The 25,342-nt window shown below is 64.7% G+C and carries 20 protein-coding genes; 10 read left to right on the top strand and 10 right to left on the bottom strand.

Annotated elements, in window-relative coordinates; translation table 11 throughout:
* Positions 1 to 19: 19 nt before the first annotated feature.
* From GY769_16665 to GY769_16635, 7 genes are all read left to right on the top strand, one after another.
* On the top strand, positions 20 to 1,261 hold the full coding sequence (locus GY769_16665) for a transcription termination factor Rho (protein ID MCP4203553.1): 1,242 nt from the start codon (positions 20 to 22) through the stop codon (positions 1,259 to 1,261).
* Between the two features lie 227 nt (positions 1,262 to 1,488).
* Positions 1,489 to 2,316: a menaquinone biosynthesis protein gene (locus tag GY769_16660; protein ID MCP4203552.1), complete on the top strand. Its 828-nt coding sequence runs from the start codon at positions 1,489 to 1,491 to the stop codon at positions 2,314 to 2,316.
* On the top strand, positions 2,313 to 2,759 hold the full coding sequence (locus GY769_16655) for a nuclear transport factor 2 family protein (GenBank protein ID MCP4203551.1): 447 nt from the start codon (positions 2,313 to 2,315) through the stop codon (positions 2,757 to 2,759). Before GY769_16660 ends, GY769_16655 begins: the two co-directional genes overlap by 4 nt.
* A 210-nt stretch (positions 2,760 to 2,969) precedes the next feature.
* The gene (locus GY769_16650) at positions 2,970 to 3,425 is read left to right on the top strand and encodes a hypothetical protein (GenBank protein MCP4203550.1); all 456 of its coding nucleotides are present in this window, start codon (positions 2,970 to 2,972) and stop codon (positions 3,423 to 3,425) included.
* A 12-nt stretch (positions 3,426 to 3,437) separates the two neighbouring features.
* A complete protein-coding gene (gene mqnC / locus GY769_16645) occupies positions 3,438 to 4,622 on the top strand; it encodes a dehypoxanthine futalosine cyclase (protein ID MCP4203549.1) in 1,185 nt (394 codons plus the stop codon).
* A gap of 491 nt (positions 4,623 to 5,113) precedes the next feature.
* Positions 5,114 to 6,010, top strand: coding sequence for a diacylglycerol kinase family lipid kinase (locus tag GY769_16640; protein MCP4203548.1), 897 nt, complete (start codon positions 5,114 to 5,116; stop codon positions 6,008 to 6,010).
* On the top strand, positions 5,997 to 8,219 hold the full coding sequence (locus GY769_16635; GenBank protein MCP4203547.1) for a hypothetical protein: 2,223 nt from the start codon (positions 5,997 to 5,999) through the stop codon (positions 8,217 to 8,219). The genes GY769_16640 and GY769_16635 overlap by 14 nt, the downstream gene beginning before the upstream one ends.
* Here the strand turns inward: GY769_16635 and GY769_16630 are convergent.
* From GY769_16630 to GY769_16585, 10 genes are all read right to left on the bottom strand, one after another.
* A complete protein-coding gene (locus tag GY769_16630; protein MCP4203546.1) occupies positions 8,209 to 9,732 on the bottom strand; it encodes an aldehyde dehydrogenase family protein in 1,524 nt (507 codons plus the stop codon). The genes GY769_16635 and GY769_16630 overlap by 11 nt on opposite strands.
* A gap of 34 nt (positions 9,733 to 9,766) precedes the next feature.
* Positions 9,767 to 11,119, bottom strand: a complete 1,353-nt coding sequence (locus tag GY769_16625; protein MCP4203545.1) for an L-lysine 6-transaminase — start codon at positions 11,117 to 11,119, stop codon at positions 9,767 to 9,769.
* A gap of 132 nt (positions 11,120 to 11,251) precedes the next feature.
* Positions 11,252 to 12,385: a sensor domain-containing diguanylate cyclase gene (locus GY769_16620; protein MCP4203544.1), complete on the bottom strand. Its 1,134-nt coding sequence runs from the start codon at positions 12,383 to 12,385 to the stop codon at positions 11,252 to 11,254.
* A 112-nt stretch (positions 12,386 to 12,497) separates the two neighbouring features.
* Positions 12,498 to 14,294: a protein BatD gene (locus tag GY769_16615; GenBank protein ID MCP4203543.1), complete on the bottom strand. Its 1,797-nt coding sequence runs from the start codon at positions 14,292 to 14,294 to the stop codon at positions 12,498 to 12,500.
* A complete protein-coding gene (locus GY769_16610; protein MCP4203542.1) occupies positions 14,291 to 15,046 on the bottom strand; it encodes a tetratricopeptide repeat protein in 756 nt (251 codons plus the stop codon). Before GY769_16610 ends, GY769_16615 begins: the two co-directional genes overlap by 4 nt.
* A complete protein-coding gene (locus GY769_16605; GenBank protein ID MCP4203541.1) occupies positions 15,043 to 16,059 on the bottom strand; it encodes a VWA domain-containing protein in 1,017 nt (338 codons plus the stop codon). Before GY769_16605 ends, GY769_16610 begins: the two co-directional genes overlap by 4 nt.
* A complete protein-coding gene (locus tag GY769_16600; protein ID MCP4203540.1) occupies positions 16,056 to 17,051 on the bottom strand; it encodes a VWA domain-containing protein in 996 nt (331 codons plus the stop codon). The genes GY769_16605 and GY769_16600 overlap by 4 nt, the downstream gene beginning before the upstream one ends.
* Positions 17,048 to 18,034, bottom strand: coding sequence for a hypothetical protein (locus GY769_16595; protein MCP4203539.1), 987 nt, complete (start codon positions 18,032 to 18,034; stop codon positions 17,048 to 17,050). Before GY769_16595 ends, GY769_16600 begins: the two co-directional genes overlap by 4 nt.
* A complete protein-coding gene (locus GY769_16590) occupies positions 18,031 to 18,960 on the bottom strand; it encodes a DUF58 domain-containing protein (protein MCP4203538.1) in 930 nt (309 codons plus the stop codon). Before GY769_16590 ends, GY769_16595 begins: the two co-directional genes overlap by 4 nt.
* A 25-nt stretch (positions 18,961 to 18,985) precedes the next feature.
* Positions 18,986 to 19,975 (bottom strand): AAA domain-containing protein, encoded by a 990-nt coding sequence (locus GY769_16585; GenBank protein ID MCP4203537.1) that lies wholly within the window; start codon positions 19,973 to 19,975, stop codon positions 18,986 to 18,988.
* Positions 19,976 to 20,178: 203 nt separating this feature from the next.
* Here GY769_16585 and rsmA point away from each other — a divergent pair, with 203 nt between their 5' ends.
* The 3 genes from rsmA to GY769_16570 all read left to right on the top strand — a co-directional run bounded on the left by rsmA (position 20,179) and on the right by GY769_16570 (position 25,321).
* Entirely contained in the window at positions 20,179 to 20,967 is a 789-nt protein-coding gene (gene rsmA / locus GY769_16580; protein ID MCP4203536.1) for a ribosomal RNA small subunit methyltransferase A, read from the top strand.
* Positions 20,964 to 22,814, top strand: a complete 1,851-nt coding sequence (locus GY769_16575) for a sulfatase-like hydrolase/transferase (GenBank protein MCP4203535.1) — start codon at positions 20,964 to 20,966, stop codon at positions 22,812 to 22,814. The genes rsmA and GY769_16575 overlap by 4 nt, the downstream gene beginning before the upstream one ends.
* Positions 22,815 to 23,017: 203 nt before the next feature.
* Complete coding sequence (locus GY769_16570; protein ID MCP4203534.1) at positions 23,018 to 25,321, top strand: DNA translocase FtsK; 2,304 nt, start codon at positions 23,018 to 23,020, stop codon at positions 25,319 to 25,321.
* Positions 25,322 to 25,342 lie beyond the last annotated feature (21 nt).

Genomic DNA, 25,342 nt, shown 5'->3' with positions numbered 1-25,342 from the left:
GGCCAAGGACGCGCTCGCCATCCGTACGCTGAAAGAGATGAAGAGCGCCGAGCTCACCCAGATCGCTGTCGCGCTCAACGTCGACGGCGCGACCTCGCTTCGCAAACAGGCGCTGATCTCCAAGATTCTGCAGGCTCACACCGAGAAGAGCGGCCTGATCTTCGCCGAGGGCGTGCTCGAGTGCCTGCCCGACGGATTCGGATTCTTGCGCGCGCCCGAGTACAACTATCTTCCCGGGCCCGACGATATCTATGTGAGCCCGAGCCAGATTCGCAGGTTCGATCTACGCACGGGCGACACGGTTTCCGGTCAGGTACGCCAGCCCAAGGAAGGCGAGCGCTACTTTGCCCTGATCAAGGTCGAGGCGGTCAACTTCGAGCACCCGGATATCTCGCGCAACAAGATCTTCTTCGACAATCTGACGCCGCTCTACCCGCTGGAGAGGATCGGTCTCGAGCTGGCCGGCGACATGTCGTCCCGAGTTCTGGACCTGGTAACGCCGATGGGCAAGGGGCAGCGAGCCCTGATCGTCGCGGCCCCCAGGACCGGCAAAACGATGCTGCTGCAGTCGATCGCTCACGGTATTGCCAAGAACCACCCGGAGTCGATCCTGATCGTCCTGTTGATCGACGAGCGACCGGAAGAGGTCACCGACATGGAGCGCTCCGTTCAGGGCGAGGTGGTCTCGTCCACCTTCGATGAGCCGGCGACGCGGCACGTGCAGGTATCCGAGATGGTGATCGAAAAAGCCAAGCGGCTGGTCGAGCACCAGAAGGACGTGGTGATTCTGCTTGACTCGATTACCCGCCTGGCACGCGCCTACAACTCGGTGCAGCCGCCTTCGGGCAAGGTGCTCTCGGGCGGTATCGACGCTAACGCTCTGCACCGGCCCAAGCGGTTCTTCGGCGCGGCGCGGAACATCGAAGAGGGCGGATCGCTGACCATCATTGCGACCGCCCTGGTCGACACGGGCAGCCGGATGGACGACGTCATCTTCGAGGAGTTCAAAGGCACCGGCAACTCGGAGATTCACCTCGACAGGAAACTCATCGACAAGCGCGTCTTCCCGGCGGTCGATATCAACAAGTCGGGTACCCGCAAAGAAGAGCTACTCATGGACGAGGACGAGCTCCGACGCGTCTGGGTTCTGCGCAAGGTTCTCAATCCACTCTCGACCGTCGAGGCCATGGAGCTGCTCCGCGACAAGCTCGCCAAGACCAAAGTCAACAAGGACTTCCTCGACGCGATGTCGGGGAAGTAAACCGGGGATAGCGGGGACATTGGCGACACCTTTCCAAGGTGTCCCCTCCCGACTGGTTTTCGAAGCTTGCCTCCCTGTAGCGGTCGAACTCCGCTTGCCCTCGAGCGAAGCGAAGGGTGTCGACCGGCTCTGAGGTTGGCGCGCCGATTGAGTCGCGACGGTGGGTGCCTCCGCGAGCGCAGAGAGGCGAGGGTTAGGGCGGGCAACTGGATACAATCGACTTTGAGATGACCAGACTCCGAGTCGGTATCGTCGACTACCTGAACTCTCGCCCACTGGCCTGGGACTTTCTGTCGGGAGCGCTTTCGGATCGCTACCGGGCCGTCTACCAGCCACCGGCCCGAGTGGCCGACCTGCTGGCGGCGGGCGAGATCGACATCGGGCTGATTCCGTCGATCGAGTATCAGCGGATTCCGGACCTGGCGGTGATCCCCGGCACCTGCGTAGCCTCGGACAGCGCGGTTCGGAGCGTGTTGCTTGTGTCGAACGTGCCCTTCGGCGATGTCCGGCGGCTGGCGCTCGACGAGAATAGCCGCACTTCGGCGACCCTGGTGCGGATTGTGCTCAGGGAGCTGTACGGGGCCGAGCCCGAATCGGCCTCGACCCGACCCGACCTCGAAACCATGCTCGGCGCCAACGACGCGGCGTTGATCATCGGCGATCCAGCCTTGCGCATCTCGATGGAGAAGGGCAGGGTGCTGGATCTCGCGACCGCATGGGAGGAGCTCACGGGATTGCCGTTTGTATTCGCCTTTTGGGCGATCCGCTCCGGTGTCGGGCACCCCGGCCTGGAGACCGATTTTTCGGCCAGCGCCAGCCACGGCCGACAGAACTTGGGCATTCTCGCTCACGAGGCCGGGCGGGAGCTTGGGCTCTCGGAGGACTATCTGCTCGACTATCTGGAGCGGAACCTGAGCTTCGAGCTGGGCGAGTCCGAGGTTCGCGGCCTCGAGGAGTTCTATCGGCGAGCCACTCCGTACCTCGGAGAAGGTCCTCCGAAGCCGCTCAGGTTTCTCGAGGGCCGAACCTCCGACGTCGAAAGGGTGGTGGGATGAGCCGACCCAGTGATGAGATTCGGGAGATCGTCGATCGCGAGACTCGAGCCTGGGATACGCGGGACGTTCAACTTCTGCTCACCTGCTTCCATCACGACATGGTCTGGCCGTGGCCGCCGTCGGCTCAGGCGCACGACCCGATCGAATGGGTCATGGAATGGGGCCGATACGACGTCGATCGTTGGGGTTCCGGCTGGCAGGAGCTCTTCGACTCGCACGATCTGGTCCGAAACGAGCGGCGGACCGAGAAGATCGAGGTCTCCAAGGAGGGCGACGGAGCCTTCGCGGTCGTCGACATCGACACCCTCTGGCGCAACCGCCGAACCGGCGAGGACTTCCACTGGTGCGGCCGGACGTGCAAGATCTACGTCAAGACGGATACGGGCTGGAAGATGACCTCACAGGTCGGTGTTCTGGACTATGGCGGACTTGCCGAGTCTTGATGCCAGCCGTCAAGTAACGAATGAGCCTGCTAAAATTCGATGTGATGAGTCGTACCCGCCAGAGGCGCTATTCCCTTTCGAGCTCGGATGAGCAGATCATCGCCGACGAGGTGGCTGATGCAAGGGCCGCCTCTCCGGCGGAGCGGATGGCGGCGGCGACCGCACTACTGGACGTAACGTACAGCCTGTGGCTGACGCGAGGACTGGCCGATGACAAAGGACTTTGCCGATTTCCTGGCTGCGCTCAACAAAGAAGGCGCGGACTATGTAGTCATCGGCGGGATGGCGGTCCTGTCCCACGTGCCCTATCGAACCACCCGTGACATCGACGTTCTGATCGCCCCAACGCTGGAGAATGCTGCGCGAGCGCGAGCGGCCGTTGCGAGCTGGGGAGGGTTCGAACCGAAGTTCTCCGTGGAGGACTTCATCTCGGGAGATATCTTGTCGTTCGGCGGTCTTCTGCGGGTCGAGATTCACTCGCGCGTGCCGGGCGTCGAGTGGCGCGAGGTGTGGGAAGGGAAGATCGCGGGAGAGCTCGCGGGCACTCCAACTCATTTCGCCGGAGTCGATCAGTTGCTCGCAATGAAACGCGCGACCGGCCGGCCCGAGAAGGACCGGCCGGACATCCGGCGTCTCGAGCGCTTGGCAAGAACAGAGAAAGAGTAGGGTAGGACGACCATGGACTTCGATCCCTCCGGCCGACGGGCCGACGCGATTCTCGACGACGCCGTCGCCGGCCGCCGAATCTCGGCCGCCGACGCCCACCGGCTGCTTTTGGACGGCGATTTGATCGAGCTCGGTCTGGCAGCCGAAGAGGTTCGCAATCGCTTTAACGATCCCGGCGTGGCGACTTACAACATCGACCGCAACATCAACTACACCAACGTTTGCATCTACAAGTGCCGCTTCTGCGCCTTTTACCGGGAGCCCGGAGACGAGGAAGGCTACCTGTTGAATTTCGAGGAGATCGGCAAGAAGGTCGAAGAGACGTTGGCTCTCAACGGCACCGGCATCCTGATGCAGGGCGGGGTCCATCCGGACCTGCCGCTCAGCTACTACGAGGACCTCCTCAAGTACCTGAAGAGCCGCTATCCTGAGGTTCACCTGCACGCCTTCTCGCCTCCCGAGGTGAAGTTCATCGCCAAGCTCGAGCGGATGAGCTTCTACGACGTGATCGCGCGCTTGAAGGCCGCCGGCCTGCAGTCGATCCCGGGTGGTGGGGCGGAGATCCTCGTCGATAGCGTGCGCAAAGAGGTTCTGGCCTACGGCAAGACCTCGGCCGACGAGTGGCTGGACATCATGCGCCAGGCGCACAGGAACGATCTCAGGACTTCGGCGACGATGATGTACGGCATGGGTGAGGAACTCGAAGCGCGAGTCGAGCACATGCAGCGCGTTCGCGACCTGCAGGACGAAACCGGTGGCTTCACGGCGTTCATTTCCTGGACCTTCCAGCACGATCACACCGAGATGGAGGATGTGCCGGAGACGTTCGCTCACGAGTACCTGACGACACTCGCCGTGTCGCGGCTCTTCTTCGACAACGTTCGACACCTGCAGACCAGTTGGGTGACTCAGGGCAAGAAGATCGGCCAGCTGGCGCTCAAGTTCGGAGCCGACGACATGGGCTCGATCATGATCGAGGAGAACGTGGTCTCGGCGGCGGGCACCGCCTACAAGATGACCCAGGACGAGATGGAGCACCTGATCCGCTCCGCGGGCCATGAGCCCAAGCAGCGGACCAATCTCTACGAGCGCCTGGTGACGCGCGAGGACACCGCGCCCCTGGCCGCCAAGTACCGCTCGTCGCTGACGGCGGCCAAGCGCGATCTGGTGTCGTCGCCGCTGCCGGTCATCGGGTAGGGATGACCGGGCGCCGGTTCCGACCTCGCCGTCGCTCGAGCCTTTCGGCTCATGCGATCCGGCGGGCTCTCGGAGAAGTCGTCTCGGGCGATTTGCGCGTCTCCTCGCTACCTTCCGCGAGCAGGAGCCGTGCTGCCGAGTCTGCCGCTGCGGTGCGGGCAAATCGCTGCTCCTCGCCTCCCCCTCCACTTGCCACGCCGGATCCTCGCACCGCCTCAAACGGCTCCGCGCCGGCCAGGCCGGAACCGGCTCTTTGTATCGGTACGCGCTGAGGGCAAGCCGATTCGGCAGGCAGCCGGCCAGGGGGCTCGCCGCAAGCGCACGCGCGATCGACTCGGAGGGCACCATTGGTTTGCGCGTAGCGGCGCGCAGCCGAGGGCCTGACGCCAGCAGGCCGAGAAGCCCGAGGCGTCCCCTGGCTGGCTGACCTGCCAATCGGCGCCGAGGCGCAGGCTCGGTCGGCACGGAGGTCGACCGCTACAATTGGCCCCGTGCTCCGGTTCTTGGTGAATCCGACCTCCGGCGGAGGCCGGGCGAAGAGACATCTGGGCGCGCTGCGGCGCAAGGCCGCCGAGCTGGGGGCTGATCTACACGTGACTTGCAGCGGCCCGGACTTGACCGCCCAAGCGCGTCGCGCCGCGACCGACGGCGTCGAGAGGCTGATCGTGGCCGGTGGCGACGGCTCGATGCACCTGGCGGTGCAAGGACTTGCCGGAACCAACTGCGCTCTCGCCGTCATCCCCTGCGGCCGGGGCGACGATCTCGCCTGCTCCCTCGGAGTGCCGTACCGGTTCGTCGAGGCCCTCGATCTCGCGCTTCACGGCGAGCCGCGGCCGATCGACCTGGGGCGGGTCGGTGAGCTCAGGTTCGTTCTCTACGGCGGCGCCGGTTTCGACAGCGCCTGCTCGGTGACCGCCGACGGCCAGCCGCGGTGGTGGCCGCACAAGCTCACCTATGTCGTCGCGGTCTTGCGAACCGTGGTCGGTTACCGGCCGCCGAGAGCCCGCGTCGAGTGGCAGGGTGGCGAGTACCACGACGAGATCATGTTCGCGACTGCCTGCAACGCGCCCCGTTTCGGCGGCGGGATGTATATCGCGCCGGATGCGGAGATGGACGACGGCCAGTTCGACCTGGTGATTGTCCGCTCGATGTCCAAGCTCAGGCTTCTGCTCCAGGTGTTCCCTCGAGTCTTCAAGGGAGCTCACGTCGGTCACCCGGCGGTCGAGATTCGCCGCACGCCGTGGGCGCGAATCTCGTTTGACCGGGAAATGTGGCTCGCTTGTGACGGCGAGCTTGTCGATCGAGTTCATCGAGAGCCGCTCGAGCTTTCCATCGAGCGCGGAGCTTTGAAGGTGATCGGCATAAGATCCCCCGATGCGGTTACCTGAGCGCGCGGTGCGCGATCGAGCCATCGCTCTGGTATTGGCGCTAATCACGCTCGCGGGCCTGCTGGGCCTAGCGTCGGTCCGAGACTCGTTCAGCAGGCTGTCCGGCGATGAGCCGACCTATCTGCACATGGCCGAGAGTCTGGCTCTCGACGGTGATCTCGAGTTTGGCGATGCCGATGAAGCTCGTCTCGAGGAAGAGGGACGCGGCTCAGCCGGATCCGCGGTGATTCTGCAGACTACCCAAGGGCGGCTGACGTACTCGAAGCCGGTCGTGCAGCCCGTGCTGGCTGCGCCCTTCTATCGAGTGGCCGGCAAGTCCGGGGTCGTATTCCTGAACCTGCTGGCGTTCGCTGCGGCTGCGTTCGCGGCCGGCGGGCTGTTGCGGGCTATTGATCCCGAGCGCTGGTTGCTGACCCTGACTACGTTTCTCTGTGCCGGTGCCGTCATCCCATACACGGTTTGGCTGACTAGCGACTTGCTTCAGTTCGCGGTCGTGTTGGCGGGGCTTTCGCTGTGTGTGGCTCGACTCCGCACGCATGGGCGATCGAAGGGCTCGGATACCGGCTGGCTCATCCTGGGTGGCGGTCTCCTTGGACTGGCGGTGGCGATGAGGATCACGAACGCTCCGCTCGCTGTCGCCGCGGTTGCGGCCGCGGCTTCATTCAAGCTGTACAAGCAGGCGGGCCAGATTCTCGTCGCCGCGGCCCTGGTGTTGGCCCTGGGTCTCGGCTTGAACTGGGCCCTCGGCGGCGCGGTGTCGCCGTATCTTTCGGAGCGGACGAGCTTCAGTGTGGAGGCCGACGAGGACAGCGAGGCCCTGGCCGGCGGCGGCTTCGGGGCGGCACTCGCGACGGTGAGGCTGCGAGCCGTCCGGCCCCAGGTCAGCGCCTATTCGGCCCTCTATTTTTTTTCGGGGCGGCACACAGGACTGCTGCTGTACTTCCCGACGGCCCTTGTTCTACTCGTTCTGTGCGGGCGTCGCTTTGACCGTGTCACGGTCTGTTTGGGCCTGGGCATCGTCGCGGTCGTGGGTGCCTACCTGGTCTTTCTGCCCCACAACTACTTCGGTGGCGGTTCCTGTATCGGGAACCGGTACTTTCTTCCTGTCTACGGGGCTCTGTTACCGGCGCTGGCCGCTCTCCCGCGCCGGCGGTGGCTGCTGGCGCCATGGCTGGTTTCGCTTCTGGTCGCAGGTTCCGCCCTGCTCTCGGCCTTGCAGGTTCCCGAGGCGGTGCAGTCGAGTCAGGGGCATGCCTATGCCGGCGTCTTTCGCTGGTTTCCTTACGAGTCGACCTCGGACAATCTCGAGGGTCATCTCGAGCGGTACTGGCGGCGCCCGGGCGTGGCTCCGGGAGACGAGGACTACCGGCTGTCGTGGGACTTCGTGCGTTTCGTCGATCCCTTCGCTCGGGTGCGCTCGAATAGCTTCGTGCTCGAAACCGGCGCGAAGCCCGCGGAGCTCGAAGTCGCGCGGCGCCGCTCCGGGGGCGTGATGAGGTTCCTGGTTCGCTCGCGGGCTCGCGACCTGGAACTGCGTTTCGAGGACTGGGGGAAAGAGCTGGCCTTCCCCATTCGACAGCCGAAGACCGGAGCCACGGTGATCGAGATCGAGCCGTCGCGATCGTGGCGCAAGCATCAGTTCTGGTTTTTCTGGGAGCTCGAATCGGATTTCGTCGTGCAGAGCTTTCGGCTGTCGATCGCTACGCCGGATGGGTCGCCGGCGAGCGCGGAGCTCCACTACCTGGCCGATGGCGAGATTCCGGAGGACATGTTCGCTTCTGAGGTCGTCTCGGTTGCACTGCCGAGCGAAGCCGCTGCGGGATCGGTTTCGAAGGTCAGCCTGGAGGCCAGGAACGCGAGCGCGACGACCTGGACCAGCGACGGCGTGGTACCGGTGGTTCTGGGCTACCGGCTCAGCCGTTTGACCGATGGCAGGCCGATAGCGTTTGACGGTCCCCGCGCCCCCCTGACCGGCTCGATTCGGCCGGGAGATTCGCTCTCGGCCGAGCTCGAGATCGAGTGGCCGGCCGAGCCGGGGCGCTATCTCCTGACCGTCGACCTCGTAGCCGAGGGCGTGGCCTGGTTCTCCGCGCGAACCGGAGCTCCGCTGGCGACTGCGGAGGTCGAGGTAAGACGGTCGAGACGGAGGTCACCCGCCGCCTGCCCTGAGCGAAGCCGGGGGCCGTCGCCCGTTATCCCTAGACCTTGAACTGGACGCCCTGCGCCAGCGGCAGCTCTTCGCCATAGTTCAGCGTACAGGTCTGGCGGCGCATGTAGGCCTTCCAGGAGTCGGAGCCGGCTTCCCGGCCGCCGCCGGTGTCTTTCTCGCCGCCGAAGGCGCCGCCGATCTCGGCGCCCGAGGTGCCGATATTGACGTTGGCTATGCCGCAATCGGAGCCGGCCGCTGAGAGGAAACGCTCGGCGGAGCGCATGTTGAGCGTGAAGATGGCGGAGGAGAGTCCCTGCGGCACCGCGTTGTGCCTGTCTATGGCCTCGTCGAGCTCGTCGAACTCGAACAGATAGAGAATCGGCGCGAAGGTCTCGTCGCAGGTGATCGGCATGTCGGTGCTCGCCTCTACCAGCGTCGGTTCGACGAAGAAACCTTCGCGGCCCTCGACCGCGTTGCCCCCGCAGACGATCCGGCCGCCCTGGTCGCGGACCGTCTGCAAGGCGGCCATCATGTCGTCGACCGCGCGCTGGTCCACCAGCGGACCCATGAGGATCGCGGGATCCATCGGGTCACCGATCGAGACCGATGAATACGCCGCCGTCAGCTGCTGCTTCATCTCGGCGGCGATGTTCTTCTGCAGGAACAAGCGGCGGGTCGAGGTACAGCGCTGCCCGGCGGTTCCGACGGCGCCGAAGAGAACGGCGCGCAGGGCCAGGTCGAGGTCGGCGTCGTCCATCACGACGATGGCGTTGTTGCCGCCGAGCTCGAGCAGGCTGCGGCCGAGACGCTGGGCCACCGTTTGGCCGATTGCCCGGCCCATGCCGGTCGAGCCGGTTGCCGAGATCAAAGGGATGCGTGGGTCCTTGGTCATCGGCTCGCCGACTTGATGGCGATCTCCGATCAAGAGGTTGAATACCGGCGGCGCGCCGTTCTCCGCCAGCACCCGGCCGGCGATGTGAGTCACCGCAACCGCGGTCAGAGGGGTTTTTGCGGATGGCTTCCAGATGCTGGAATCGCCGCACACGGCCGCGATGAATGCGTTCCAGGACCACACCGCGACCGGGAAGTTGAAGGCGGTGATGATGCCGACCGGGCCGAGCGGATGCCACTGTTCGTACATTCGATGCTCGGCGCGTTCCGAGTGCATGGAGAGACCGTAGAGCTGTCGCGACAGCCCGACCGAGAAATCGGCCATGTCGATCATCTCCTGAACTTCGCCCAGGCCCTCGGAGAGGATCTTGCCCATCTCCAGCGTCACCAATCGTCCTAGCTCATCCTTGTGCTTGCGCAGCTCGTCGGCGACGAGCCGGACAATTTCGCCGCGCCTGGGCGCTGGCCAGGCACGCCACTCGTGAAAAGCCTCGACGGAGGTCGAGACGACTCGCTCGTAGTCCTCGGCGGTGGCCGTTCTGACCCGCGCGATCTCGTCACCCGTGGTCGGGTCGACGGAGATCACCTCGGGCCCTGAGGTGCCGAGCCACTCGCCACAGAATGCGCCGTTGTTGAAGGGCTCGATGCCCAGCGCCGACAGCAGTGCCGCGTGAGAAGTCATGGTTTCGACAGTCATCGAGTTCTCCTTCTGCCGGTCAGACGATCCGGCCGAGTGACCGCTCGAGCCGGTTCAGGCCGTCGTCGGCCTCGGCGATCGCGAGATTGAGGGGCGGCCGGAAGCGAATGGCCTTGGAACCGCAGCGCAAACCGAGAAAGTCGTTGGTGAGCATCTCGTTGAGGAGCTCTTCGCGTTTCTCATGAGTCGGTAGATCGAATGCCGCGAAGCCGCCACGACCGCGCACGTTGGATACCACGTCGGGCCGATCGGCGGCCAGCCTGGACAGACCTTCGAGAAGATGATCACCGACGGTCACGATGCTCGCCAGCAGGTTTTCGTTCTCGATGACCTCGATGTAGCGCTGGCACCTGACCATGTCGACCAGATTGCCGCCCCAGGTCGAGTTGATCCGACTCGACACCTGGAAGACCGAATGAACCTCGTCGACACGGGCGCTGGCGCAGATACCGCAGACCTGAGTCTTCTTGCCGAACGCGAACACGTCGGGCTCGACGCCGAAGTGCTCGAAGCACCACCAACGGCCGGTGGTTCCGAGGCCGGTCTGGACCTCGTCGAAGATCAAGAGGAACTCGGCCTCGTCGGCGAGGTCGCGGAGCGCCTGGAAATACTCGCGCCGAAAGTGGTTGTCTCCGCCTTCGCCCTGAATCGGCTCGAGGATCAGACCCGCAATGTCGTCTGGATAGTCGATTAGCGCTTTCTTGATCTGCTCGATGGATTCACGCTCGGCGGCGGCGACTTCTTCGGTGACGATCTCGGTCACCGGGAAGCGCAACTTCGGATTGGTGATGCGGGGCCAATCGAACTGGGGGAAGTACTCGGTCTTGCGCGGGTCGGTGTTGGTCATCGACATGGTGTAACCGCTGCGGCCGTGGAAGGCCTCGCGCAGATGGATGATTTTGTGTCCCTTCGCGCCCCGGCCCGCGGCCATGTTCTTGCGGACCTTCCAGTCGAACGCGGTCTTTAACGCATTCTCGACCGCAAGGGCTCCACCCGAAATGAAGAACATGCGCTCCGCCAGGGACTCGGGCACCGTTCGGGCAAGGGCATCGACGAAGTCGGCCATGTGCTCGGTGTAGAGATCCGAGCTGGACGGCTTGTTGATTGCGGAAGGCAAGATCCGAGCGCGGAACTCGGGCGTCATCATCGCCGGGTGGTTGTAGCCCAGCGGGCTGGTCGCATAGGACATGAACAGGTCGAGAATCTCCCGGCCGGTGCTCTGGTCTACGAGGTAGGGCCCATGGCTGCGCTCGAGATCCACCAGGAAGGGCAAGCCATCGGCCAGGATGTGCTTGGCCAGGCGCTCGTGGACTTCGGTGGCCGGTTTGGGAAGTTCGGTTTCGGGGCGAGTCTGGGTGTCGACGAGCGTCATGCATTCTCCATCGCCAAAAGGCTTCCAGTGACCTCTATCCTCTTTGCTGTCAGGGGGTTGCCAAGCACGCCAAACTTGGCATGTCGGAGCTGATCGACCCCGCCGGATGCTAGCATCGGCCTCGGAGGCCGGTCAATCCGCGACGTTGAAGCGGCGCACCGGCTCGCCCGCGGTCGCGGTGCGATTGCGGCCGGTTTCCTTGGCCACGTACATGGCGGAGTCCGCCAGGCGAAGGAGAGTCGATTTGCTGCGCTCGACCGACTCGGTGTCCTGCAGGTGGCGATGAAGGGTGGCCACTCCGACCGAGCAGGTGAGCCCGGTCAAATGGATCGGATCGGGCTGAATCTCTCCGGGTTTGTCGCAGAAGGTTGTGGTCACGATCTCATGGCGAAGTTGCTCGGCCACCTTGATCGCCTCCAGAAGATCGAGCCCCGGAAGCGCGACCACGAATTCGTCGCCGCCGTAGCGAGCTGCGATCGAGTCGTCGAGCGCCGTTGTCCTCTTGATCAGGATGCCCACTTCCCTCAGGACCTGGCTGCCGGCCAAGTGGCCGTGGGAGTCGTTGACTCGCTTGAAGAAGTCCAGGTCCATGAACAAGAGGGCCAGATCCGAGTCCTCGCGTCGGCACTTGGCGATCGACTTTGACAGCGCGATATGGAGGTAGCGGTCGTTAAAGAGACCGGTCAGGTTGTCTCGCTTGGCGATCTCCTGGGCCTGGCGCCCGTCGAGAACATTCTGGATAGAGATCGAGATGTACTCGGCGAAAATCTCGAGGAGATGAACGTCGCGCTGACTGTACTGACCGGTTCTCGATCGATTGACCAGCTCGAGCACGCCGCAGACTTCTTTCTCGATCCGAACCGGAATCGCTACCAGCGACTCCGCGGAGTAGTCGTCGGTCTGGTCGAACATCGAGTGGTGGAGCTTGTCTCGGCCCACATCCTGGGCGACGTACGACTCCCCGGTCATGTAGACGTGACCGGCGATTCCGGTCTGCGCCGGTATCCGTCGCTTGAGCAGCTCGGGAGCCCTGTCGCCGAATGCGGCGATGAAGGTCAGTGAGTTGTTCTCCCGGTTCCTTTTCTTCTCCATGGGGTTGTCGAGGAGAAGTGAGCCGGCGTGTGAGGGCACGAACTCGTTGGCCTTGCGGAGCACCTCGGCAAGGTTCTCGGCCAGGCTCATGTCGAGCGCAAACGAGGGCATCGCGCGCCTGCGTTCGAGAAAGACCTCGAGATCCTGGGGTTCTAGGCAGTGGTACTCAGTCATGATCCAAGCCGATCTTGGGGAGTGCCCTTGCGAATGTAGCAGAAGGTCCGGCTTCGTAACAGTTGATTAGGCCACAGGTCAAAGACCGGCGCCCACCCCGGTCCGTTGCCGCTTAACGCAGGCCGCGGGCCAGCTTAAGTGAGCGTGCGACCAGCTCGGCAATAAGGGACTCAGAGGCCGATAGCTCGGGCGCGTAGCGCAGGTATTCGAGGTCTTCAACGAGCCGGCCCAGCTCGGTGAGGCCCGCGGCTTTCAGGCCACCGTCCCGCAGCCGTTGGGTCCACTGCATCGCGGCGGTACCTGGTGGCAGATCGAATCGCTCTTCGAGGTAGTCGCGCCAGGCGTTCTCGAGCGCGTCCGCCGCTCTGCGACCATGCTGAATGGTGCTGGCATCCCGCAGGCGCCCGCACAGGCGTTTGGAGCTTTGACCCCGGTTGCGAAGGCGCCGAGCAATGGGGACGAGCAACATGGCCGTAACCAGTGCCGCCGATCCGAGCAGGAAGCGCGGTTTTCGGTACCACCGGTGCAGCGCACCGCCGGATTCACTATCGCGCTCGCCCGCGGTGGTGGTGCTCGGGCCCAGGGTGGGCGCCTCCGAGTGGCCAACGCTCGGGACCGCGTCGAGAGGCGCGAGCGCGGTGAAAACCGCCGGTGCAGCTTGGGCGGCTCGGAACGCCTCGTCGTAGGGATCGAAATAGTCCACCGAGAGGGGAGGTATTTCCCAGCGGCCGGCTCGGTCTGGAACCAGCACGTAGCGCCAGCTCTTCTCGCCGCGAACCTGCGTCCCCGCGACTCGGTTGCGACTCGATTGCTCAGGGGGGAATACGCGCATGCCCTCCAGTACCGGCAGCTCGGGCTCGAGAACGCCCTGAATGTTGCCCCGGCCTTCCAGCTTGACGGTCAGCGTCGCGGCCTCGCCCACCCTGACCTCACGCGGCTCGACCTCGGTCGAGAGCTGAAGCTGGCCGACCGCGCCTCGAAAACCAGCCGGAGCCTCAGGTAGGGCTTTGACGTCGAGAGTGACCGCGTTGCTGGTGCGGTAGATCTCACGCCGTCGATCGATGACCGACCCGAGCCAGCTGTATTTCGGCATGCTGGCTACCAATCTCGCCCGCACTGCCTCGAGCTCGACGCGGCCGGGATGCATCGGGAACACCGCCTTGCGCAGAAGCACGACCCGGCCGTAGCGTTCTCCCTGGATGTCGACCATCTCGGGCTGAAGCTTGTCGGGCTGCGGCACGTCCTCTACCCAGAAGCCCGCGAAGTCGGGCACGCTTTCGGGGTTGATCGCACCGACATCGGCCTGGGTGAAGAGATAGAGCGTGTAGAGAACCTGCTGACCGACGAAAGGCTCTTGAGGAGTCGCCTCGGCTCGCAGAAAGAGCTTGGGCTCGGCTTCGCGCCTCGGGGCTCGACGTCGAGGAGGAAAAGGGAAATCTTCGAAGGGGTCCGCGAAGCGACGTCGCCCGAATGCGTCCGGAATCTCGATCGGCTCTTCCTGGACCTGAATGGTTTGGTCGGGCAGTTCGAACACCGAGTCGTTGATCTTCAGCACGATCTGGCTGACCCTGGCGCCGCCGACCTTCTTGGCGCGCAGGCGCCAGATCAGGCTCTCGGACCTCGAAGCCCGCCCGTTGACGAACTGCCAGCTTTGCGCCTGCGTCGGGCCCGACACGATCTCCAGGTTCTCGAGTGAGAACTGAGGATCGAGGTCGAGATCCGCCAGGCCCGAGCTGAGCGCCTCGAGCGTTAACGTGACGACCTGGCCGACGCCTATGAGCTCCGGCTCGAGCCGGGCGGTGGCCGAAGCCGCCTCCTGCGCCTGCGCTCCTCTGGGCGTTTGCAGCCCGACCGTGAAGGCCGCAAACGCCACAAGGGCGGCGGCGCGAGCGCGAGCGAGAGGGGTCACCAGTCCTTCCCCTTATGCGGGCGCTTCTTCATCTCTTGCTCGGCCTGCTTGCGGCGTTGCTCACGCTCGAGATTCTCGACGGCTTCGAGGATCGCGGCGGCTTGCTCGGCACTCATGTCGGGCTGCTCTTCGAACTGCGGCAATTGCTTTTCTTGCTCGCCCTCGCCGTTCTGCTCCTGCTTTTCCTGCTCGTCTTGGTTCGAGCCCTGCGGCTGCTCCTGCTGTTCGTCAGACGATGGCTGGTTCTCCTGGCCCTGGTCGTCCTGGTCGGCGTCCTTGTCGTCCTGATTCTCTTGCTGCTGTTCCTGTTGCTGCTGTTGCTGCTGAAGCGCGAGCTCGAGGTTGAACTTTGCCTCCAGGTGATTCGGCGTCAGCCGTAGTGTCTGCTCGTAGGCCTCGATTGCTCCGGCGGGGTCGCCGGAGTTGAGACGAGCGTTGCCGAGGTTGTAGCTCGCCGCCGGGCGAAGCTCCTCGGGAGCGGTTTCCGCGGCGAGCTCGAGGTGCTGGGTCGCGGCCTCGGTTCCCGCGACCAGGTGCGCGGAGCCTGCGTTGTAGCGCAGGAGCGGATTGGCGGGATCGAGGCGCGCTGCCGTCTCAAAAGCTTCGAGGGCAGCCTGCTTGTTCTCGGTCTCGAGGACCTCGATGCCCGCCTGGGTCCGCTCCCGGGCGTTCCAGCGCAGGCGGTCGAGGCTGAGGTCGGTGAACGACCAGCCGGCGGCCAGAGTCAGCACCGCTGCGAGCGAGCGGATCACCCGAGCTCCTCCCTGCCGGAACGTCTCGGCTGCAAGGGGGAGACGAAGAGATGGAGCACGAGCGCGAGGGCGGCCAGAGTCAAGGGCCACTGGAAGCGCTCGGCCAGGACCTCGAGGGACTCGCTCTCGAAGGAGCGTTGTTCCATTGCCGAGATCGCCTGGGTAATCCGTGCCGGGTCGGTTCCCGGTTTCGATACGGCGATGTAGATGCCGCCGGTCTCGGCGGCCAGCCGTTCGAGGACGGCTTCATTGACCTTCGTAACTACGACCCGCCCCTCCGCGTCTTGTTTGAAACGGTTGTCCTCGTCCAACAGGGGAATCGGGCTGCCGCGCGTGGTTCCAACGCCGAGTGCGTGCACGACGACGCCGGCGTCCTTGAGCGCCTGGAGCGACTGCTCCCAGCCGCTGCCGTGGTCCTCACCATCGGAGATCAAGACCAGAGTGCGGTGTTTCTCGCCGTCGGGCGGGTAGAGTTTCAGCGATTCCTGGAGCGCGGGACCCAGCTGGGTGCCCGGCCGGGGCAGGCTGCCGGGACCGATCGTGTCGAGTAGAAGGTCGAGCACCGCGCTGTCTACCGTCAGCGGCGCCAGCACGAGTCCTTCGCCCTCCGCCTGAACCAGGGCGACGCGGTGACCCGGGAGCGCGCCGGCGAGACGCCGCACCAGGGTCTTGGAGATGTCGAGCCGCGACGGCGCTACGTCCTGAGCGGCCATGGACATGGACGAATCCAGGACGAAGACCACGTCGACACCCTGGCGCTCCACGGTCTGTTCGCTTGTTCCCCAGCGTGGGCGCGCGAGGGTCAGAGCAACGCCGAGAATTGCGAGCGTCAGGCAGATGACGGAAGTGCGCAGGTGTCGTTTACGAAAATCGATCCCCAAGCGCTCCCAGACACCGATCTTGGCCCAGGCGTTCAGATTCCGCAGGTACCCCTGCCAGAAGAGAGCCGCCAGCAGAAGCGCGATCGGCGCCAGTAGCGTCAGCCAAAGAGCGTTGGGCTGGGCGAACGTCATGGTTCGAGCGACACCTTGGTAAGGCGAATCACGAGTGGCAGGCAGAGCAGCGCCAGGGCGGACTGCGCCCAGGGTACGAAGGCTTCCTCGAAGCGGGTGTACTGCTTGATCTGAAGCGGAGTTGTTTCGAGGCGGTCGATCTCCTCGAAGATCTCTCGAAGGCCCTCTGGGTCGGTGGCTTTGAAGAACTGCCCTGACGTTGTTTCGGCGATTTTCTGCAGCAGCTCCTCGTCGACTTCGACGTCCATGAGCGCCCGGCGGATCTCTTGGCGGCCGGTGAGGGGGTTTTGATACTGCATGGGTACCGGTACCCGGCCGTCGGTTCCGACACCGATCGTGTAAACGCGGATCCCGAGTCCCTTGCAGATGCTGGCCGCCGACATCGGGTCGATCGCCCCGGCGTTGTTGACGCCGTCGGTGACCAGAACCACGACCCGCGACTCGGCCTGACTGTCCTTGAGGCGCGAGGCCGCGTTAGCGAGCGCCACGCCGATGGCGGTGCCGTCCGGCAGGGTGTTGAGCTCGACCGACTCAATGAGGAAGCGGAGCATTTCGCGGTCTCCGGTCAGTGGCGCACGGGTCAGGGCGGTACCGGAGAAGACCACGAGACCCAGGCGGTCGGCCGGTCGACCTTGAATGAAATCGTTGACCACGGATTTGGCGACCGTCAGTCGATTCTTGGGCTGGAAGTCCTCGGCTCCCATGCTGCCGGAGATGTCGAGCACGATCTCGATGTCGATGCCCTCGGTCAGGCTCTCTTCCCAGGCGTAGCCGAGCTGCGGTCGGGCCAGCGCGATGAAAACGAGTCCCAGGGCCAGCAGCCGAAGGTAGAAGGGGATGTGCAGCCTCCAGGCACCCGAGGGCTCGCCGGGCAACCGGCTGAAGGAGAGCGCGCCGACGCCGGCGCCCCGATGTCGCCAAACCGCCAGCGCCGGCAGCAGCAGGAGACCCAGAAGCCAGGCGGGTTGGGCGAGGTGGCCGAAAGTGGTCAAGCCGCCACCTCGCCTTCCTCGGCCTCGGCCATTGCCTGGCGTTGAAGGAAGCCGCGGACCTCGGTCGCGGCGATACGGGCCTGCTCGAGGCACTCCGAGTCCCTGCCCGGAGCGGGAGTTCTCTTGGCGAACTTGACGGTGTCGGCCTCGACCAGCAGCCGAACGACATCGCCGCTGACGCTCGCCGGCAACCCAAACCGGAGCAGCCGGCGTCTCAGCTCGGTCGTCGTGCTCTCCGCTGCCGGAAAGGCGAGGCAGCTGCCGAGGTATCGCCTCAGCTCCAGGCTCAGGCCGGTGAACACCGTCTCAGGATCCGCCGCGGTGGCGAGTCTGGCCAGCGCCAGCTCGAACGCTTGCCATGGGTCGATGGTCTGTCCGGCGTAGGTGGGCTCGGCGCTACGGCGAGTCAGAATCAGCGCCAGCAGACCGGCCGCGAAGAGGGCCAGGAGGCCTGCGGTCCACCAGAAGCGGTCGCCAATCGGCAGTGGTCGGGGCGGCGCTGGCGGCTTGGGCTCGAGCTGTTCCTCGCCCGGTGGCAGTACGGAACCCACTTCGAAGGTCGTGGGCTCGCTTGCGACTTCGAGCACCGTTTCGTCGCTATTCAGAGTGACGACTGCCGGCGGCAGCGTGACGCTCCCGGGTCGGAAGGCGGTCAGGAGCAGAGTCTGTGAGTAACGCGTGCGGCTGTCGGGGCTACCGGAGCCATCGGAGCCAGGGGAGCTTGCGCCGACTTCGCTGCGGGTGACCTCGCCGATGTTGCGGATCTCGGCGCTGCCCCAGTGGCGCGGCCAATTCGGGAAGGAGGGTTCGGGGGCGGCGACGTCGAGCTCGATCGCGAGGGTAGCCGTGACGAGGTCGCCGACAAGGACTTCACTGGGAGATAGCTCGACGCCGAGGGCCGTCGTCTGCGCGCTCGTGGGCGAGCCGAGGCAGCTCAGCGCGGCGGCCGCGAACAGGATCAGAACGGTGCCTTTGTGATTCATCTCGAAAGCCGCCGCCGTCGTTCTTCGAAGAAGGAGACCAGCTCAGGCAGATAGGGCCGGTCGGTGGAAATGTGTATCAGGTCCGCGCCGACCTGGCGGGTCAGCCGATGCAGTCTTTCGCGCTCACCTCCGCGGTGTCGCAGAAACTCGCCCTCGAGCTTGCTGCCGTTGATCAACCCGATCCGGCCTGTCTCGGCGTCGCGCAGGGGAACCGCCGCCACCGGTGGCAGCGTCAGATCCCGAGGATCGGTGATCTCGATCACGATCAGATCGTGACGGCCACTGGCCCGCTTGATGGCGTTGGCGAACGGAGTCTCCTGAAAGTCGGAGATCAGGAACAGAACCGACCGCTGTTTGAGATTGCGCATGACCTGTGCCACGGCTCGGTCGAGATCGGTCAGGCCGCCGCCGGTACGGACCAGGACCTCGCGGACCATGCGCAGCACGTGGCTCCGGCGGCGCCGCGGCTCGAGGAACAGCTCGAGCCGCTCAGAGACCAGCGCGGCGCCGACGCGATCCTGGTTGCGTAGCGCGGCGAAACTCAGCAGGGCGCTGATCTCTGCGGCCAGCTCGCGCTTGAGCGTCGAGCGCGAACCGAAATTAAGGCTACCCGAGACGTCGACGATGATGAAGACCGTGAGGTCCCGTTCCTCGACGAACTGTTTGACGAACGGGGCGCCCATCCGCGCGGTGACGTTCCAGTCGATGGCGCGGATATCGTCGCCGGGTTGGTACGGTCTGACTTCGGAGAACTCGACCCCGCGGCCCTTGAACACCGAGTGGTAGCCGCCGGCTATGCCCTCGTCTACCAGCTTCTTGGTCGAGATCTCGATCCGGCGCACCTTGCGCATCAGGTCGGCGGGCAACGCCGGCCGCGACTCCGCGAAAGGAGCGGTCGACTTCTTCTTGCGCGCGAATCCGAGCACGGTCCTTGAGTGCGGCCTCGGTCTTCTACGGGACTTCGATGCGTTCCAGCAAACGAGTCACGAGGGTGTCGGTAGTGATCTCCTCGGCTTCGGCCTCGTACGTCGCCACGATGCGATGGCGCAGCACGTCGGCGGCGATCTCCTTGACGTCTTCCGGAATGACGAAGCCGCGACCTCTGACCAGGGCCAAGGCCTTGGCGGCGCGCGCCAGGAAGAGCGTCGCCCGCGGCGAGGCGCCGAAAGAAATGAGGCTTTTCAGGTCGGGCAGGCCGGCGCCTTCGGGATCACGGGTCGCGAGCACCAGATCCAGGATGTAGTTCTTGATCTTGTGATCGAGATAGACCGAGTCGCAGGTCGTTCTGAGAGCAATCAGCCGTTCGCCGTCCAAGATGGCACGGACGTCTTTGGGCACTTCCACCATCATCCGCTCCAGGATTTCGAGCTCGTCATTGCGGAGGGGATAATCGAGACGCAGCTTCAACATGAATCGATCGATCTGCGCTTCGGCCAGGGGATAGGTGCCCTCCTGCTCGATTGGGTTCTGGGTCGCGAGAACCATGAACGGTTCTTCGAGGGGATAGGTGGTCTCGCCCAAGGTTACCTGTCGCTCCTCCATGCTCTCGAGAAGCGCGGACTGAACCTTGGCGGGCGCGCGATTTATCTCGTCTGCGAGCAGCAGGTTGGTGAACAGCGGTCCCTTGCGCGGCAGGAACTCGCCGTGGCGCTGATCGTAGATGAGAGTGCCGAGAAGGTCGGCGGGCAACAGGTCGGGCGTGAACTGGATCCGCCTGAAATCGATGTCCAGCGTCTGGGCCAGGGTCTTGACCGCGAGGGTCTTGGCGAGACCCGGGACGCCTTCGATCAGGAGATGCCCCCTGGCGAGCAGACCCACCAGAAGGCGGTCGAGCAGGTAGTCCTGACCGACAATGACCTTCCGGATCTCGTTTTCGACTTCCTTGAGAGTGAGCGTCTCCCTCTCGACCTGTTCACTCAGAGTTGACATATCCGGTTGCATTGGCTTGTTTCTCCTCGAAGAGGCTCGCTGAAAGTGCAAGCGAAGTGCCAGAAAACAGCGTCGTTTTTCGTTTTGGAGCGGCCGAAGGTCGGGGTGCTGGAGCGGTTGTCGGGAGGCGGGGCGCCGAAGTGGCGCCATTCTGACATCTTTCTCCTTGGTTTCGGGCTGTCCGGCCAATCACGGGTTGCTATGGTTCGGGCGTGATGAGCGATCCTCGGCTCAAGAAACACCTCGGTCAGCACCACCTGACCCGCGCCGAGCTCTGCCGGCCGCTGATGGAGTTCCTGCGACCCGAAGGACAGCCGGTGGTCGAGGTCGGGCCCGGCGGCGGTGTCCTGACGAACCAGTTGGTCGAAGCAGGCGCCAGGGTCCTGGCACTGGAGCTCGACCCGGAGTGGGCCTTCTCACTGCGCAGCCGCTCGGGCGAGAGCGGTCCCGCGCTGGCGGTTGCGGACGCGATGGGCGTGCGCTGGGGGCGAGTCAGTCCAGGGACTCTGGTCACCGGCAACCTGCCCTACGAGATAGCCAGCGCTCTCATTCGCCGGCTACTGCCGATGCACCCGCGAGTCGCGCGACTCGGCTTTCTGGTGCAACGCGAGGTCGCCGAGCGGTTTGTCGCGAAGCCGGGCACCAAGGCGTATGGTCTGCTTGCGGTACTCGCCGGAGCGTGGAGCGAGGTCCAACTCCTCGGCACGGTAGCCCGCGGTAGCTTCCGGCCGCCGCCCAAGGTCGAGGGCGCGTTCGTCGGCTTCAAGCTGAAGCCGGCACCGTTTCCAGATGCCGAGATGGCGGGTTTTGTCGAGACGGTCGAGCTGGCGTTCTCGCAACGTCGCAAGACCCTGCGCAACGCTTTGGCCTCGGGGTGGGGAAGGGAACGGGCGGAGGCCGCGCTCGAGTCCGCGGGCGTCGACCGACGCACCCGTGCCGAACAGATCACACTCCAGACGTTTCTTCGGATCGAACGCGCCAGGGAGGTGGTGTTGCGCGGATGAAGGGTCGTTTCGCGATATTGGTTCTGTCGTCGCTCGCTCTGAGCTGCGGATCCCGGCCGGAGGAGGCTTGCGCGATCCGATTGCTCGACCTGGCGCCGGCAGCGGAGTCGAGATGGCCGCGCGAGCGGCAGCGGCGCCTGCCTAAAGAGATCGAGGGTCTTCGGAACTTCGGCCAGCTTCGGGAGGGAAAGGTAGGGCGGGTCGCGATGTTTCCCGAAGGTGGAGGCGACAGCCGGCGCTCCCTGGTGGCACCCTCGGGAACGCGGCATCGGTTCGTCATACATCTTCCTTCGGACGCGATGATGCGCGTCGGCCTCGGCTACATGCCCTCGCCCCAGGTGGAAGGCGCAAGCGTGCGTTTTGTCGTTCGGGTTGCTCCGTCGGGACGGGAGGTGAAGCAGAAGGTGGTGGATCGCTTGGTTACCGTGCGCAAAGAAGGCGATTGGCTGGATCTGGACGTCGACCTGTCACCCTGGTCCGGGCAAGAGGTTGAACTCAGCCTGATGACGGTCCGCAACGGGTCGGACCCGCAGATCTGGGCCGCGTGGTCGGCGCCCGAGATCATGAGCGCAACGGCCTCCGAGAGCAGTCCCGACGTGATCCTGATCAGCCTCGACACGCTCCGGGCCGACCGCCTGGGTTGCTACGGCTATGACTTGAACACGAGTCCCAATCTGGATCGGCTGGCGTCGCGCGGCATACGGTTCGAGCGCGCGGTGAGCCAGGCCCCCTGGACCTATCCCTCCCATCGCTCTCTATTCACCGGTCTCTATGTGACCGCTCGTGAGCTCAAGGAATCACCCAGGCTGGCGGAGGTCCTGCTCGACGCGGGGTACCGGACCGAAGCTCTCACCGGCGGCGGTCAGATGGATTTCCGGATGGGGTTTGCCAGGGGCTTTGAAACCTACCGCGTGTTCGACTGGATTCGGAACATGGCCGGCCTGGATGAATGGCTCGAGCGGTCAAGTCAGCGCAGGCGTTTCCTCTTCTTGCATACCTATGAAATCCACGATCCCTACATTCATACCGAGCTTGCCGATGACGAGCGGGGTGGAAGAGCGCTGGGCTACTTCGACAAGAGGAAGTGGTGGGGCCTGCGCGGCAAGCTGACCTCGCAGGAGAAGGACTACATCGGCAGTCTGTACGACAGCGGTATTGCCTATACCGATCGACAGCTCGGAGCCCTCTTCGATCTTCTCGAGGAATCCGGGGCGCTCGAGCGCTCGATCGTGATCGTGACCAGCGACCATGGGGAGCAGTTCTGGGAGCACGGCACCTGGCGCCATGGCATGAACCTTTACGATCACCAGATCATGGTGCCGTTGATCGTCCACCTGCCGAAGAGCCTCGAGGAATCGTTGGAGAGCTCCGGTGGTCTGAGCGGAACGGTCTTCGAGCAGCAGGTTAGGTTGATCGACCTTTTCCCGACCATTCTCGACCTGCTCGGGATCCCGTTCGATCATCGCGTCAACGGCAGGTCGCTGAAGCCGCTCTTCCAGGGAGAGGAGCTCGCGCCGGTGGACGCATTCGCCGAGAGGCTCAATCTCGAGCACCGCGAGAGCAAGGCCTTACGCACCGAGCGTTTCAAGTTCATCTACTCGTTCCCCAAGCCGATCGGGATCAAACAGGGGCTGACCGAGACCTGGGAGCTCTACGATCTCGCCAGGGATCCCGGCGAGATAGACAACCTGGCCGATCGCTATCCCGACAAGACCGCGGAGCTGGACGCCCGGGTTCGCACTCTCCTCGAGCTGCTTACCGACCCGAGTGAGATCGAAGAGCCGGCTCGAGAGCTCGATCCGGACCTCGAGGAACGGCTGCGGGCGCTGGGCTACCTGGGCAACTAGAGATCGACGGCGTCTAGCGTAAACAGGCTCCAGATTTGAGGAATTCGGTGCCGAGCCTGCTAAAGTGAGCCCGAAACGAGACGTTTCCGGAGGAAGCCCTGGCCCAGACGAAACCGAGGAAGACGGCCGACGCGCCCGTACGAAAGCTACCGCCCGGCAAGGGCTCGGAGCTTCTTGGGATCGCGGCTCTGCTGGTCGCCCTGTTGCTGCTGATCAGCTTTCTCAGCTACCGGCCGGATGACCCGAGCCTTCTGCACCAGGCCTCGGTCGAACGTCCCGTCCGGAACTGGATCGGGCCGGTCGGCGCAGAGCTGTCAGCGTTGGGCTTCGGGTTTCTGGGTCTGGCCGCATTCCTGATACCGCTTCTCCTCGCGGTTGCGGCCTGGCGGCGCCTCAAACGCCAGAGCAGCCCGCTGGTGTTCGGTCGCGGCCTGGGCGGATTGCTGCTGGTGGGCGCGGTACCCGGACTGTTGCAGCTTGCCCTCGAGACGGTGTCGTGGCGCGGTATCGAGATCGCCGCTGGCGGCGCGCTGGGCGACGTCATCGTCGGCAATCTCGAGCGCGCTCTGGGTTTCGTCGGAACGACGCTGGTGCTGTTGGCGCTGGTCATGGCCGGATCGGCGTTGGTGATTCAGTCGACGCTGGGCGAGATGCTCTCGACCTGGGGGCGCAAGTTCAGGGCGGCGCTCGACAATCTGCGTTTCGGATGGTCTCGGCGCCGCCAGCGGCGCGAGAAGGACAGATCGCGCGAGCGAGTCGTGTCCAAGCACCTGAAGCGCGCCGAAGCCAAGCGCCTGGCCGAGATGAGGGCGATGGCCGAGAAAGCCCCGACCGTCGAACCCGCCGCGCGGGTGGATCTACCCTTGCGCGTCACCGAGAAGAAGGGTAGCCAGGGATTCTCGATCCGGAAGGTCAGTCCCGCCGCGGTCTCGCCGATGCCCGAGCCGAGAGCCGAGCCCCGAAAAGCGGCGACGGGTCCACAGTCGAAGATCCCGTTCCCGGAGCCGGTCAAGAGGCCGGACCCTTTGCCACCGCTCGACCTGCTGAAGGTGGAGGAGGTCAAGCCGACGGTCGAGCCCGACGAGCTGGTGCGGCTCGGCGAGCTCATCCGCTCGCGCTGCGCCGAGTTCGGTGTCGAGGGCAGCGTCGAGGCGATCACCCCGGGACCGGTCATCACGACCTACGAGTTCCAGCCGGCGCCCGGCGTCAAGGTGAGCCAGATTGTCAACCTCCAGGACGACCTCGCGCTGGCGCTGAAGGCCGAGGCGGTGCGAATCGATCGGCTTGCCGGCCGTTCGACGCTGGGTATCGAGGTGCCGAACAAGGAGCGGGCCATCATCCGGCTCGGCCACCTGCTGGACCAGGACGCCTTTCGCCATGCGCCTTCGGTCCTGACCATGGCTCTCGGCACGACGATTCACGGCGAGCCCTTCTACGCCGATCTGGCGACCATGCCGCATCTCCTGGTCGCCGGCGCGACCGGCGCGGGCAAGAGCGTGGGACTGCAGAGCATGATCACCTCGATCGTCTACAAGGCCCATCGCGATCAGGTGCAGTTCATCTTCATCGATCCCAAGCGCATCGAGCTCGGTGTCTACAAGGACATCCCGCACCTGAAGACCGAGGTTGTCGTCGAGCCCAAGAAGGCCGCGAACGCCCTGCGGTGGGCGGTGGCCGAGATGGAGCGACGCTATCGCATGCTGGCGGAGGTCCATGTCCGCTCGATCGCGTTCTACAACCAGGCGATCGCCGATCCCAAGGTGCGCGAGCGCCTCGCGCTCTCGGAGGGCGAGTCCGAGCACGACACCGACGAGCTTCAGCCATTGCCGTACTACGTGGTAGTGATCGACGAGTTGGCGGATCTGATGATGGTGGCGTCGTCAGAGGTCGAAGCCTCTATCGCTCGACTCGCGCAGATGGCTCGGGCGGTGGGCATCCACCTGATCGTCTCGACGCAACGACCGTCGGTGGATGTTCTCACCGGAACGATCAAAGCCAACTTCCCCTGCCGGATCGCGTTTGCCACCGCGACTCGCCACGACTCGCGCACCATTCTCGATCAGATCGGAGCCGAGAAGCTGCTGGGCAAGGGCGACATGTTGCTGATGCCGCCCGGGACCTCGCGAGTCATGCGGCTCCACGGTACGTACGTATCCGAGCAAGAGACGGCGGGGCTGGTGCGATGGCTCAAGAAGCAGGGGCCGCCGCAGCTCGATCTCAAGGTGCTCGAAGCGCCCGAGGAAGAGGCGAAGCGGAGCGGCGGCGCCTCGGGCGAGGATGAGCTCTTCGACGAGGCCGCCCGGCTGGTGGTTGCCGAGCGTCAGGCGTCGGCGAGCTTCCTCCAGCGTCGGATGCGGGTCGGCTTCTCGCGGGCCGCCCGGCTGATCGACATCATGGAGCAGGAGGGCCTGCTCGGGCCTCCGCAGGGCTCCAAGCCGCGGGACGTTCTGGTGCCGGTCGACTACTTCGAAGAGATCGATGGCGCCAAGCGCGAGTGGGAGGCCTGACCCTTCGGATACGATTCCGGT

This window comes from bacterium (assembly GCA_024224155.1).
Classification (GTDB): domain Bacteria; phylum Acidobacteriota; class Thermoanaerobaculia; order Multivoradales; family JAHEKO01; genus CALZIK01.
This window is presented reverse-complemented; position numbering and strand designations above follow the sequence as displayed.

Coding starts and splice junctions, on each gene's coding strand:
- GY769_16660 (MCP4203552.1), top strand. CDS start 1,489: ATGACCAGACTCCGAGTCGGTATCGTCGACTACCTGAACTCTCGCCCA.
- GY769_16655 (MCP4203551.1), top strand. CDS start 2,313: ATGAGCCGACCCAGTGATGAGATTCGGGAGATCGTCGATCGCGAGACT.
- GY769_16650 (MCP4203550.1), top strand. CDS start 2,970: ATGACAAAGGACTTTGCCGATTTCCTGGCTGCGCTCAACAAAGAAGGC.
- mqnC (MCP4203549.1), top strand. CDS start 3,438: ATGGACTTCGATCCCTCCGGCCGACGGGCCGACGCGATTCTCGACGAC.
- GY769_16635 (MCP4203547.1), top strand. CDS start 5,997: ATGCGGTTACCTGAGCGCGCGGTGCGCGATCGAGCCATCGCTCTGGTA.
- GY769_16630 (MCP4203546.1), bottom strand. CDS start 9,732: ATGACTTCTCACGCGGCACTGCTGTCGGCGCTGGGCATCGAGCCCTTC.
- GY769_16625 (MCP4203545.1), bottom strand. CDS start 11,119: ATGACGCTCGTCGACACCCAGACTCGCCCCGAAACCGAACTTCCCAAA.
- GY769_16620 (MCP4203544.1), bottom strand. CDS start 12,385: ATGACTGAGTACCACTGCCTAGAACCCCAGGATCTCGAGGTCTTTCTC.
- GY769_16605 (MCP4203541.1), bottom strand. CDS start 16,059: ATGACGTTCGCCCAGCCCAACGCTCTTTGGCTGACGCTACTGGCGCCG.
- GY769_16595 (MCP4203539.1), bottom strand. CDS start 18,034: ATGAATCACAAAGGCACCGTTCTGATCCTGTTCGCGGCCGCCGCGCTG.
- GY769_16585 (MCP4203537.1), bottom strand. CDS start 19,975: ATGCAACCGGATATGTCAACTCTGAGTGAACAGGTCGAGAGGGAGACG.
- rsmA (MCP4203536.1), top strand. CDS start 20,179: ATGAGCGATCCTCGGCTCAAGAAACACCTCGGTCAGCACCACCTGACC.
- GY769_16575 (MCP4203535.1), top strand. CDS start 20,964: ATGAAGGGTCGTTTCGCGATATTGGTTCTGTCGTCGCTCGCTCTGAGC.